The sequence below is a fragment of the Acetivibrio sp. MSJd-27 genome, assembly GCF_018918095.1.
GTDB lineage: Bacteria > Bacillota > Clostridia > UMGS1840 > HGM11507 > HGM11507.
The window spans coordinates 69,515-81,917 of record NZ_JAHLPV010000005.1; the positions used below are offsets into that span (position 1 = coordinate 69,515).

A 12,403-nucleotide genomic window follows, 5' to 3' on the forward strand; every position below is an offset into this window, starting at 1 on the left:
ACTCGTCAAAAGGCTTGAGACATAAGGCAAATTCAGTGTGTGATAGGAAGATACAGAGCGTGGATGCTGCATCTTTGCATGGCGCTTTGTTCAAAGGAGCGCTTATGAATAAAAATATACCGAATATCATAACGGTGTTTCGTTTTGTGTTGGTGGTTGTTTTTGCTATTTTCTTTTTCTCTCCTTTGGAGAATGGAAGAATGATTGCTGCAGGTATTTTCCTGCTGGCTGAATTCAGTGATGCGCTGGACGGCTATCTGGCACGAAAGTATCAAATCGTCAGCGATTTTGGAAAGATTATGGATCCTCTAGCGGATAAAGTGATGCAGATTGTTGTCGCAGTCTGTGTAGCGGTGGCTGAGCCCAGCTTGATTTGGGTGCCCATCTTTTTATTTGCCAAGGAAATTGTGATGGTGATTGGTGCGGCGAATCTGCTCACCAAGGATACCGTTGTCAAGGCAAACTGGGCCGGTAAACTGGCCAGTGTGATCTATTTTGTAGTCTTTACCGTTATCATGCTTTTTAAAGATATCAGTCCGGCTGTGAAGCAGTTGCTTTGCGGTACCTTTGTGGCGTTTTCCATCCTGGCATTCATCATCTATGGAATAGATTTTATTCATATGGTGAAAAAAAAGAAATAAAGCAATGAACTGTGCTTTGACGCTCTTAGAAAAACGCAAGGTTCTATAAGATAAAAGAATACAAAAAAAGAATCGTCATAGAAGTTAAATTATTCTATGGCGATTGCTTATTCGTTACATATTTTTCACGTTCAGATAGAGGAACGCATTGAAAAGTATCTCGGAAAGGATTGGTTTTATGTTCTTATTTGATACCCATGTACATACAAAAGAAGTCAGCCCCTGTGGGAATGTTTCGGCAGCGAAAACCGTGCGGTTATATCATGAAGCAGGCTATAGCGGGCTATGCATCACGGATCATTTAAAGAGGGGGTATATCCGTGATCACTGTTTTGAAAACTGGAAGGAATATATCTCCTGTTTTCTCCGCGGATGGCATGCTGCAAAAGCGGAGGGAGAGCAGCTCGGAATGGATGTGTTGCTGGGAGCTGAATTGTGTTTGGATGAAAGCGTCAATGAATATCTGCTGTTTGGTATCAACGAAAAATTTTTATACGACCATCCGGATTTATATGCCAAAAGTTTACCGGAATTGAGGAAGATTGCTGATCAAAATGACATTCTTATTTTTCAGGCGCATCCGTTTCGTCCAGAGATGGAACGGGCCGATGCAAGGCTTCTGGACGGTGTGGAGGCGGTGAACGGAAACCCGCGGCACAACTCTCATAATGAGTTAGCGGCTCAGTTCGCGGAAAAGAATAAACTGCTGGTATGCGCCGGCTCCGATTGTCATGAGATAGAAGATGTGGGGAGAAGCGGTATCAGGACACAGAACCGGATCTGCAATTTATTCGATTTGAAAAATATACTGAAAAATGGAGCATTTGAGTATATTTCGATTAGATGATGTTTTTCGATTAGAAGGCCTTGCAGCAGCAAGGCCTTCCGTATTTTTCATATGTACAGCAGCCGCAATAAATAGCTTCCGATAACGCCGTATATACCACAGAATCCATAACATATCGCTGTTACCGCGTTCACACCGACTGTGAAGGAGAAGGCCTGTGTCACCAGATTAAATAAAAAGACCAAAACGCTGTAACACAGGCCTCTTAACACAAACTTTGATAAAGTTAAGATTGGTTTGAAAAATACAAATAAAACAATTAAGGTAACCGAGATTACCAAAAGTAGCATGCCGATATTGCCGAAATCAACCTGTGATCCCATCCTGCGCACCACCCATTTCCATTTCAGAATGATATTGAGCTGTAAAACCAGCTTTTTTCGCTTGATTCATCAGGTTTTGATATCTTCTTTCAGCGGCATTCAGTTCATAGATTGCAAGTTCCACATTTTCCGCACCTGCGACCATATCAAAATTTTGTCTTGCGAAGTTCAGTTCTTTTAAGGCCCATTTAATGTTTTTGCGAAGGATTTCTTCCTCACTCATCTGTGGTTTTATAAACAGCGCTTTCAGATTGTATTTTTCCAGCATTGATTCACCATCCTTTTCTATTTGGCTCTTATTGTATTTTATGCCCAGTTTGTACAATTTTATAACAAGTTTTCCTATCTTTTTACCTAGGATCAAAAAGAAACCATTGATTGACGGTGGAAGCTTGCCATGTTACAATGGACAAAGAGGTGAGAAGAATGACGAAATATAGAATCCTCGCTTTTTTGGAGAAAGAAAAAAATAATGTGATATCCGGTATGGAAATCGCTCAGAAGATGGGGATCTCGCGCAACGCTGTTTGGAAAGCTGTGAATTCATTAAAGGCCGAGGGGTATCCAATTGAAAGCATAAAGAACGGAGGGTATTGTTATTCCCCTGTTGAAAAGGAGGATATCCTTTCCGTATATGAGATCCGCAAGCGGCTGCGAAGCGGTAAATTCGGAGAAAATATGAAGGTGGTTCCCGTTCTTGATTCTACCAATACGGACTTGAAGCGTATTGCATTTGAAAAGGAAGACGGTTTTGTTTTGGTCTCGGAAAAACAGACTGGAGGGCGGGGCAGGATGAACCGGACCTTTTTGTCAGACGGCACAGAAGGAGCCTATTTCAGTTTTTTACTGAGGCCGGAACTGTATGCGGGGCAGTTGCCTCTGCTGACCGCCGCAGTCTCGCTGGCGGTTGCAGAATGCCTTGAAATAGATTTCCAAATAAAAGCAGATATCAAATGGCCGAATGATATCTTTGTAAATGGCAGAAAAATTTGCGGGATTTTGACTGAAGCATCGGTAGAACAGGAATCCGGAAAAGTGGAATGGGTGATCGTCGGAATCGGAGTAAATGTTAATCAATCCTGTTTTCAGGGAGAGCTATTAGATAAGGCAATATCGATAAAAATGCTTATTGGCGGCAATGTCTGCCGTGCAGATGTGATTGCTGGAATACTGAACTGTTTTGAAGCTTATTATGCGGACGGGATATGCAGAAAAGAGATGATTGCAAACTATCGGAAAAAGCTTTCTTCCATTGGAACGAAAAGACGGGTTTGGAGCAATGGAACTTTGTATGAGGGAAAGATTATCGGGGTTGATGAAGACGGCAGACTGTTGGTGGAACTGCCGGATCAAACAGAGATAACGGTAATGTCTGGGGAGCTGGAGAATTGAGTTTTTCGTGCTAGCAGAAAAACAGAATTCTTTGTATTTTTATATTTAACAAAAATGCCAAAGATGAAAATCTTTGGCATTTTTATCTTATTTCATTTTTCGAATTATGATAAAATTTATTCTGTCATCATTTCCTTGATGATATCCGGTGCGATTTTTTGGAAATTCTCTTTTGCTTCGTCGGTCATAAGAGGCCGGTTGAGCTTTCTAAGATAAAGCACCGAAGCGATCCAGGCGTTCGTCCAGCCTGTTTCCACACACCAGGCGCCCCAGTCACGGTCGGCACTGCTGCCGAAATATTCCCACTTGTCAAAATCAAAGCTGCGCATCCAGGCACCGTCAAGATTCGGATGGCTGTCGGACTTGATCTGGATTCGGCAGAGAAATTCCGCAAGCTTGTCTTCCATGCGTTTCAGCTCCGGATCACCGGTGGCGTCCGCCGCTTCGTGAAGACCCAGGAAAGCCCAATTTGTTGTGTAGAGCAGATCCGTGGCAGGATCTCCGTTGTTCTGCACCAGGGAAGCTTCGGTGGTGCCATATGCTTCATTGGACTGTGGGGGCGGGTAGGTACCCTTGGATACATCACCAAACATATCAAGTACAGCACCGCATTCCACCAGCTGTTTTGCCAACGCATCCGTCATCGTTTTCAGCCAGCTTCTGTGCTCCTGCGTATCTTCCACTTTTACTAAGAAAGAAAGGGGAAGGATCAGCCTTGCAATTTCAGCGGTCAGACTGTTCGTCCACTGCCAAGTATCCGGGAAGCCGTCCACTGAAATTTTCAATCCGCTTTTTGCTTTTTCCAAAAATTCTGTATAACCTGTCAGTTCATATGCCCACAGGAAGGTTGCCCAGACATAACATTGGAAGTGGGGGCGGGGAGGAAATTCCTGATCCAGATGATAATAGTACCGCCAGTCCTTTCCGTCCTTAAAATCCTCACTTGTCAGAACGGTTTCCTTAAAACCTTTGTCGTTGGAGGTCCGCAGGTTTGCCAGAATACATTTCAATATTTTTTCGTCCCATGCGGTTTCTCCTGTCACGCTTCTGGCGCACATTGCCGCAAGAAGCGCTCTTGCATTGTCGTCCCCGTAAAAGGTCTTTTTATTTTTAAACCAGTTTAAGAAACCATATTCGGAACTGGTTTTGTCATCGATAAAAAATTCATCCGAGAAGCCGTAATTCAACAGTTCTTTGAAGATAACATCTGCCTTTGGATTATGGTTTGCAACGCTTTCCAGAGCGAATACCAAGGAACTTTCCATAATACAATCACAGCGCATCACGTTATGTACCCGCTGATGTCCGTCAAACTCAATTTTGGACATGAAACCTTCAAAAGTGCCTACGCCGTGTTCCTCCTGGGCTACCATAAAATCCTTGAACCAGTTATAACTGCGCTTTGCCGTATCCATCTCGTAGCTTTGGGGCAGCGAATCTTCTTTTCCGTAAGTCGCGCGTACAGTCAGTTCATAGCGCAGCTGCGGACGGACATCTCCGCTGGTTAACCAGCATATAATCTCTTTCCACAAAGCAGTCCAACTTTTGGCAGGTGAAAAACGTCCGGTGACAAATTTGGAGAGACAAGTAGTGGCGATCATGACATTTTCACTTTGCTGATACAAAGCAGGATAAACCTCATCCGGCAAACCGAAAGCCAGCGTATCATATCCAGCCACTTTTCCAATCAGCAGATGGGATTTTTCTGCATTTTCAGAGGGAAGAAAAAACACATCGTTGGCCATCAGAATAGAACCGCATGGAAGATCAGCGAAGAAGCCGTCTGAGACAATTACCCGTTCCGCCACGGTAGGCGTCGGCGCGCCGAAGTTCATACCCGCAAACCGCTTCGGATACTCCACATAGAGTTTCAGCTTTTTTTCCTCCGCCTGTTTTAAGACACCGGAAGAGATTTCCGTATCCAGATAGGGATAGGAGTCTGCCAGCACCAGGACGCCGCTGCCCATTTCGGCTTCCTGAACCAGCGTTTCGAGGCATTCGCCCCGCTTGGCATCAAATCCGCAGGAGACAAAAACCCGGTACAGATCATTGTTCTCCCGGCAACAGAATGACACCTTTGCTGCCATTTTCATTTCACATTCTCCTAACTATTTTGTTTTCAAAAAAATCCTGAGTATGAGAGAACTGAGCACAGCCTGCTTTTTTCAGCGGCGGGTATAATTTCCCACTGAAACAATTGCATTCAGGGCGCAGTCCCTTATTGAATTTTTCATCATTCATCTTATCATGTGCGGATATAAAATTCAAGGCATTTAAAGTGCTTTTCACATATTTTGTGGAAAAAATGAATAGGATGGGATTATACAGGATTGGATTTGGAGGTGATTACCATAGACAGGGCATCGGAAATTCAAAAAAAAGAGGTAATCAATATTTCGGATGGGCGGCGGCTGGGTTTTGTGTATGATGTGGAGGTGGATCTGGCAACAGGAAAGATCGGCTCTATCATTGTGCCCGGCGAGACAAAAATGTTCGGTCTTTTCGGAAAATATGAGGATTATGTCATCCCATGGAAGGAGATCAAGAAGATCGGGGATGATATCATCTTGGTTGATTTGGATAAAAAGGAGCATATTTACGAAAAATAGGATTGTTTATTGTGGAAATGCACCAAAAAAAACTTCAAATTTGTATGATTTGTTAGCAGGAATTTCTTGATATCCGGCGAAATTATATATAAGGAGTTTTGGGGGCTTTCAATAGTTCTGTCTAAAATCCTATTTTTACTACTACAAGGAGGAAAAACATATGAAAGATTACAACACATCTGCAATCAGAAATATCTGTCTGATTGCACATGGCGGTACGGGCAAAACGAATTTGGTCGAAGCGATGCTTTACAATGTGAAAGCAATTGAACGTCTGGGCAAGGTTGCCGATGGAAACACCACAATGGATTTTGACGCGGAAGAAATCAAACGGAAAAGTTCTGTAAATACTTCCATAGCAAACATTGAGTGGAATGATTGTAAGATTAATATTATAGATACTCCTGGGTATTTTGATTTTATCGGTGAAATGATGGAGGGGAGCTCGGTCGCCGATGGAACCATCATTATGGTCAGCGGAAAGGCCGGTGTTCAGGTGGGAACGGAAAAAGCCTGGGCGCGCGCTGACAAGCATAGCATTCCAAAGATTCTGTTTATCAATGAAATAGATGAAGAAAATGTGGATTTTACCAAAGTGGTGGATCAGCTGAAGGATACTTTTGGGAAATCTATTGCCCCGTTCTTTATTCCGATCCGGGAAAACGGGAAAGTAATCGGGTTTATCGATGTGATACATATGGAGGCTCGGAGATATATCCCCGGCGGAAACGATCCGATGGATATTCCTGCCGAGTACGAAAGTGAGGTTGCAAAGGTACGCGACATGTTGTTTGAAGCAGTAGCGGAAACCTCGGAAGAATTGATGGAAAAATATTTTGGCGGCGAAGAGTTTACACCCAAAGAGATTATATCAGGCGTCCGTAAAGGTGTGGATGATTGCTCTCTCGTTCCGGTTTTATTCGGATCCGCCACCCACAATATCGGTGTAAAGCGTTTGCTTGATACCTGTGTAGAGCTGTTCCCCGCGCCGAATGAGATTGCGCAGCGCCAGACTTTCAAGGCTGGCACGGATGAGGAGATTGCTCTCAAGTGTGATGAGAAAGAGCCGCCGGTTTTGTTTGTCTTCAAGACTTTGGTTGATCCTTATATCGGCAAGCTTTCCTATTTCAAAGTGCTTTCCGGTACCATAACACCGGATATTCAGCTTTATAATGTCCGGAAAGAAGAAGCGGAAAAAATAGGCAGACTGTACACTATGGTAGGCAAGAAACAGACCGAGGTGAAAAAACTGGTTGCCGGAGATATCGGCGCAGTCACCAAAATGCCTTTTGCCAAGACAGGGGATACGCTTTGTTCACCTTCCAATAAAGTACAGGTGAAATATTTTGATTTTCCAAAACCAACCCTTTCCCTTGCTATTGTTCCAAAGGAAAAAGGCGATGAAGAAAAGATCAGCAGCGGACTTTCCAAGCTTCGTCAGGAAGATCCAACCTTTACTTTTCAGAATAACACGGAAACTCATGAGCTGGTCATCTCCGGGATGGGAGAACAGCATTTGGATGTTATCGTGAATAAGCTTGCCAGCCGTTACGGGGTTTCCGTCACCTTAAAGGAGCCAAAAGTGGCATACCGTGAAACCATCCGCGGCAAGGCGAAAGTGGAGGGAAAACATAAAAAACAATCCGGCGGGCATGGACAGTACGGGCATGTATGGATTGAGTTTGAACCCGGAGAACAGGAAAGGCTTACTTTTGAAGAAAAAATATTCGGCGGCAGTGTACCGAAGAATTATTTCCCTGCTGTGGAAAAGGGCTTGCAGGAGTGTATCGAGCACGGTGTTCTTGCGGGATATCCCGTAGTGAACCTGAAAGCCACTCTGCTGGATGGTTCTTACCATCCGGTAGACTCTTCGGAAATGGCCTTCAAGATGGCGGCACACATCGCTTATAAAAAGGGAGTAGAGGCGGCAAAGCCTGTTTTGCTGGAGCCTATCGGTTCTTTGAAGGTTTTGGTTCCGGATTCCTATATGGGGGATGTCATCGGCGATATCAATAAGCGCCGCGGAAGAATTCTGGGTATGAATCCGATCGGAAAAGGGATACAGCAGGTCGACGCAGAGGTGCCGATGGCTGAAATGCATAAGTATGCCATAGATCTGCGCTCCATGACCCAGGCCAGAGGATCCTTTGAATTTGAGTTTGTCCGGTACGAGGAAGCACCCGCCAATGTGGCGCAGAAGATTATAGAAGAATCGAAAAAAGATTAGGATAAGAAGAATTCCTATGGCGGCTGAGCCGCCATAGGATATTTTTGTGTCAACGAAAAAAGGAAGGCTCCCTTTTGCGGGGAGCCTTCCGGCTTCTGAGAGATATTTTCCAGGCATTCCAATCGTTCTCTTTTATACACTGCATTGACTGTTTCGGTAGAGATAGAGATACAGCAGGCTGTGCCGCATTTCGTCGGAGGCAATGTCCGCCATCCGCATGGCTTGATTGATATTGGAAAGGCACCAGGCGGTCTGATGACTGCGGGCAATGGCTTCCCGTTTACGGTTAAGCGCACGGGAAAGTCCGTCACAGTAAGAAGCAGGCGGGGAAAAAGATCCTTTTTTAGGGGGTGGAAGCGTTTGTCCGGCCAGATTGAAATAGAGCTGGCGCAGCAGTTTTCCATGCGCGGTTTCCTCGTTATGAATGCCGGTTAGAATATTTTTATTCTCTTCGTCCGGGGTATTGTTTAGTAAGTACTCGTAAAGCATTCGGTTATGATACTCCGCATATACCCCATTGCGTATTAAATTCAGGCAGTAGGGCAGGGAAGCGGCCATTTCCGGGCGGGAATTTTTCAAACAAAAGACCTCCTTTCCGGTTTTGTTCTGCCGCATTATTGCGAATGATTATTTGTTCCGTAACATTATATGCGTATTTCTGTGGTTTGTTCGTTTGGCTACCTGCGAATGATCCAATAAGAGGCTGGCGCAAAACGATTTTGAATCGAATTGCGCCAGCCTCTTTGGCAGAAAAACAATGTTTAAAATTTGTGCGGTTCCTTTTCAATCATAGTGCCGATTCCTGATTTGGTAAAGATTTCGAGCAGCAGACAGTGAGGAATCCGCCCGTCGATGATATGTACGGAACCGACTCCCTGATCCAGTGCCTCGAGACAGCCCGAAACTTTTGGAATCATGCCGCCTGTGATAACTCCCTGGCTGATTAGGTTCAAAAGTTCTTTTTTATGGCTGTAATACAGAAGCTCGCCGTTTACCTGGATTCCTTCCACATCGGTGAGCATGATCAGCTTTTCCGCATGGAGATGAGTGGCTACAGCGCTGGCTACCGTATCCGCATTGATATTGTAGCTGTGCCCGTCAGGGCCTATGCCTATCGGTGCAACGACAGGAATATACTCGTCCTGTGTCATGTGCTTCAGAATTTTGGTATTCACTTTCGTGATCTGTCCTACATAACCGATATCCTGCTGCTTTCCGTCCACTTCGGTGAAGCATTTTTCACATTCAATCAGATTTCCGTCAATGCCGCACAAGCCGACTGCGCGTCCTCCTTTCTGATTCAGAAGAGCCACAATCTCTTTGTTGGTCTTTCCTACCAACACCATTTGCGCGATCTCCATCGTCTGTTCATCGGTAACCCGCAAGCCATTGATGAATTTGCTTTCCACACGATGTGCTTTTAAGGCGCCCGTAATATCAGGACCGCCTCCGTGTACCAGGATCGGATTTAAGCCGATATATTTTAGAAGTGTCAGGTCTTCCATAACTGCATTCTTTAACGATTCATTGATCATCGCGTTTCCGCCGTATTTGACCACGATGGTTTTGCCGGCAAAGGTTTGAATATAGGGAAGGGCCTCTATCAGTATACCTGCCTTTTTGATCAAAAGCTCCATGTCATTCATATTTTTACGCTCCTTCTTTTCATTCTGTTACAGATAAAATCCCGGGTTGGAAATACCCATTTCCTCAGGCAGGTCGAACAGCAGATTCATATTCTGGATAGCCTGACCTGCCGCGCCCTTTATCAGATTGTCAATACAGGACACCGCGATTACCCGATTGAGCCGTTGGTCAATTTTAACGCCGATATCCACAAAATTGGATCCAGCCACGTGATTGGTTTCCGGAAGGCTTCCTTTATCATATATCCGCACAAAGTGCTCATCCTTGTAAAATTCTTTGTACAGGGCAAGAATTTCATCCTCCGTTACTTTTCGGGACAGATTCGCATAGATGGTGGCCAAAATTCCGCGTTTCAGGGGAATCAGATGGGGAGTGAAGGAGAGGGTGACCTCCTCGCCCGCCAGCAGAGAGCACTCTTGTTCAATCTCAGAAGTGTGGCGGTGTGTCGCGATTTTATAGGCCTTCATATTTTCTGTACATTCGCAGAAGCTGTTATCCAGTGAGGTGGAACGGCCTGCGCCGGTCACACCGGATTTGGCATCTATGATTACAGAGTCGGTTTGGATCAGCTTGTTGGCAAACAGGGGAGCACTTCCGAGGATGGAACAGGTGGTATAGCAACCCGGATTACCGATGAGCTCCGCCTTTTTGATTGCTTCCCGGTGAAGCTCACAAAGACCGTAAACCGCTTTTTTCATCAATTCTGGATTCGTATGAGGCTCCCCGTACCAAGCTTCATAAACTTTTTCGTCATTATAGCGGAAATCGCCACTCAGATCGATAATCTTTACCCCGTATCCGTACAGGTCTGGAATAACCGTTTTAGACGCGCCGTGAGGCAAAGCGGTAAATACCACATCGCTTTCCTCTGCGATTTTTTTGGTATCCAGAGCAGTACACTCGATATCCAGTACATTTTTAAAGTTGGGATATATTTTTGAAATTTTTTCACCGACAAAACTTTGGGAAACTAGATTTTTTATGCAGGCCTCCGGATGGGAAGCAAGCAGGCGAACCAATTCAATTCCGGCATAGCCGGTGGCGCCCAGAACAGAAACGTTTATCATGGTACATTCCTCCGTTCAAACATTTGGGATCGGAAGCCGATATTGTATTCGGCTTTCAAAAGCTTACTTATTTGTTTTACTAATTATACATCTTAATGAATAAAAATTCAAGTATGTTCCTGTCGAAAATTACGAAAAAAAGGGTAAACAAATCATGAATAATGAATAAAAAGTGTAGAATTTTTATTTTCTTTATAGTATAATATAAAAATAAACTTATAATCATCTTTTTTTAATTGCGGAGCCGCCGTGTTTTTGCAGAACTGTATCAGGAAAGGAGAAAAGCCATGCCACTTGGTTTGATACATATTTATACAGGTGACGGCAAGGGAAAATCCACTGCTGCGTGCGGTCTTGCGATCCGCGCTTTCGGCGCTGGCTTGAGAGTCAAAATCGTTCGTTTTCTGAAGTCTTCACAGAGTGGAGAGTGCAAGGCGATTGCCATGCTGCGGGCAATTGACGAACGAATTGAGGTAAAATATTTCGAGACAAGCCATAAATTTTTATGGGATATGAATGAGGAAGAAAAGGAAGCGTTAAAAGAACAGGTTTTAAAAGCCTATCAATATTGCTTTCAGACGGCAAAGAAACACAGCTGTGACTTGCTCGTCATGGATGAAGCCATTGGGGCTGTACATGCCGGCTTTATCAGCGAAGAGGAACTGCTGCGGCTGATGCAGGAAAAAAATCCTCATGTAGAACTGGTGCTGACCGGAAGAAATGCACCGGAAAGCTTGGTAGAAAAAGCGGATTATGTCTCGGAAATCCGGGCGGTGAAACATCCCTATGATCAGGGAATATCCGCCAGAGAGGGTATTGAATTTTAAGAGAGAATGGAGTAGGAGAATGGGGATTTTCAGTTTTAATCAAGGTAGTTACAGCAAGGCGGGGAAAGGTGTTGAAAAAGACGCAAAAACACTGGTTCGTCCTCTGCTGTTTTTTACAGAATACTTTGGAAAATATGGAAAGATACTGCTTGCCAATGTTCTTTATCTGGTTTTATGCATTCCAGTAATCACGATCGGTCCCGCTACTGCGGGATATACCTATGTGCTTAAGACTTTGGAAAGCGGAAAACATTCCTTTGTGGCCTCCGACTTTTTTGAGCATTTCAGAAAGAATCTGCTGCAGGGGTTTCTGATGTCGCTGATTAATTTGCTGGTAGGCTATTCGATGTTTTTGGTTATTGCGAATTTTAATGTGAAAGAGCTCGCGCATCTGCAAAATTTTTTCATGCCGCTTTTGGTGATTTCCATCCTGACGGCGATTATGAATTTTTATATCTGGCCCATGATGGTGACTTACGATCTTTCTTTTCCGGCACTTCTGAAAAATGGCTTTCTTTTCGCATTGATCCGCCTACCGATGAATCTTCTTATTTTTGTGGCGTTTTTGCTTGTCCTGGCGATTGTATTTGCTGTTGTTTACTTCCTGAGTGCACTTCTGTCTGCGATGTTTGGGTTGACTGGAATAGATCCTAGAGTGTTTGCTGTTTTCGGCGTGATAGCAGCGGTGTTTATCGGCACTTCCATGCCTGCCTTTCTGTCGGTTTTTTCCGTGATGCCAACGATCCGAAAAAATATGGAAGGGGCGGATAAAAAGCCGGAGGAAGAAAAATAGGAATGAAAAGCAAGCTGTTTCTATTATGAA

General features: G+C 44.3%; 13 protein-coding genes. 7 read left to right on the top strand and 6 right to left on the bottom strand.

Annotation, left to right across the window (positions count from 1 at the left end; genetic code table 11):
• The first annotated feature begins 104 nt into the window (after nucleotides 1-104).
• Together pgsA and KQI32_RS03150 are read left to right on the top strand one after the other, a co-directional pair.
• Complete coding sequence (pgsA, locus tag KQI32_RS03145) at nucleotides 105-641, top strand: CDP-diacylglycerol--glycerol-3-phosphate 3-phosphatidyltransferase (protein ID WP_177691030.1); 537 nt, start codon at nucleotides 105-107, stop codon at nucleotides 639-641.
• 178 nt (nucleotides 642-819) lie between these two features.
• Nucleotides 820-1,488 (top strand): PHP domain-containing protein, encoded by a 669-nt coding sequence (locus KQI32_RS03150; RefSeq protein ID WP_177691032.1) that lies wholly within the window; start codon nucleotides 820-822, stop codon nucleotides 1,486-1,488.
• Between the two features lie 47 nt (nucleotides 1,489-1,535).
• On the opposite strand, the gene KQI32_RS03155 is transcribed toward KQI32_RS03150, so the two are convergent.
• Entirely contained in the window at nucleotides 1,536-1,811 is a 276-nt protein-coding gene (locus KQI32_RS03155; RefSeq protein ID WP_177691034.1) for a pro-sigmaK processing inhibitor BofA family protein, read from the bottom strand.
• On the bottom strand, nucleotides 1,795-2,079 hold the full coding sequence (locus KQI32_RS03160) for a DUF2508 family protein (protein ID WP_177691036.1): 285 nt from the start codon (nucleotides 2,077-2,079) through the stop codon (nucleotides 1,795-1,797). The genes KQI32_RS03155 and KQI32_RS03160 overlap by 17 nt, the downstream gene beginning before the upstream one ends.
• A 158-nt stretch (nucleotides 2,080-2,237) precedes the next feature.
• Here KQI32_RS03160 and KQI32_RS03165 point away from each other — a divergent pair, with 158 nt between their 5' ends.
• Complete coding sequence (locus KQI32_RS03165) at nucleotides 2,238-3,203, top strand: biotin--[acetyl-CoA-carboxylase] ligase (protein WP_177691038.1); 966 nt, start codon at nucleotides 2,238-2,240, stop codon at nucleotides 3,201-3,203.
• Nucleotides 3,204-3,319: 116 nt separating this feature from the next.
• On the opposite strand, the gene KQI32_RS03170 is transcribed toward KQI32_RS03165, so the two are convergent.
• Nucleotides 3,320-5,296 (bottom strand): hypothetical protein, encoded by a 1,977-nt coding sequence (locus KQI32_RS03170; protein ID WP_216423937.1) that lies wholly within the window; start codon nucleotides 5,294-5,296, stop codon nucleotides 3,320-3,322.
• A gap of 237 nt (nucleotides 5,297-5,533) precedes the next feature.
• Here KQI32_RS03170 and KQI32_RS03175 point away from each other — a divergent pair, with 237 nt between their 5' ends.
• Both KQI32_RS03175 and fusA read left to right on the top strand, forming a co-directional pair.
• On the top strand, nucleotides 5,534-5,812 hold the full coding sequence (locus KQI32_RS03175; protein WP_253291009.1) for a YlmC/YmxH family sporulation protein: 279 nt from the start codon (nucleotides 5,534-5,536) through the stop codon (nucleotides 5,810-5,812).
• 160 nt (nucleotides 5,813-5,972) lie between these two features.
• A complete protein-coding gene (fusA, locus tag KQI32_RS03180; RefSeq protein ID WP_216423938.1) occupies nucleotides 5,973-8,039 on the top strand; it encodes an elongation factor G in 2,067 nt (688 codons plus the stop codon).
• Between the two features lie 132 nt (nucleotides 8,040-8,171).
• Here the strand turns inward: fusA and KQI32_RS03185 are convergent, their stop codons facing one another.
• The 3 genes from KQI32_RS03185 to argC all read right to left on the bottom strand — a co-directional run bounded on the left by KQI32_RS03185 (nucleotide 8,172) and on the right by argC (nucleotide 10,753).
• Entirely contained in the window at nucleotides 8,172-8,618 is a 447-nt protein-coding gene (locus KQI32_RS03185; RefSeq protein WP_177691733.1) for a rubrerythrin, read from the bottom strand.
• A gap of 182 nt (nucleotides 8,619-8,800) precedes the next feature.
• Nucleotides 8,801-9,685 carry an acetylglutamate kinase gene (argB, locus tag KQI32_RS03190; protein WP_177691732.1) on the bottom strand — a complete coding sequence of 295 codons (885 nt, stop codon included), beginning with the start codon at nucleotides 9,683-9,685 and terminating at the stop codon, nucleotides 8,801-8,803.
• 27 nt (nucleotides 9,686-9,712) lie between these two features.
• Nucleotides 9,713-10,753: an N-acetyl-gamma-glutamyl-phosphate reductase gene (argC, locus tag KQI32_RS03195; protein ID WP_216423939.1), complete on the bottom strand. Its 1,041-nt coding sequence runs from the start codon at nucleotides 10,751-10,753 to the stop codon at nucleotides 9,713-9,715.
• Nucleotides 10,754-11,040: 287 nt separating this feature from the next.
• Here argC and KQI32_RS03200 point away from each other — a divergent pair, with 287 nt between their 5' ends.
• Nucleotides 11,041-11,580, top strand: a complete 540-nt coding sequence (locus KQI32_RS03200) for a cob(I)yrinic acid a,c-diamide adenosyltransferase (RefSeq protein WP_216423940.1) — start codon at nucleotides 11,041-11,043, stop codon at nucleotides 11,578-11,580.
• A 19-nt stretch (nucleotides 11,581-11,599) separates the two neighbouring features.
• Entirely contained in the window at nucleotides 11,600-12,373 is a 774-nt protein-coding gene (locus tag KQI32_RS03205; protein ID WP_177691729.1) for a YesL family protein, read from the top strand.
• The last annotated feature ends 30 nt before the right edge of the window (nucleotides 12,374-12,403 follow it).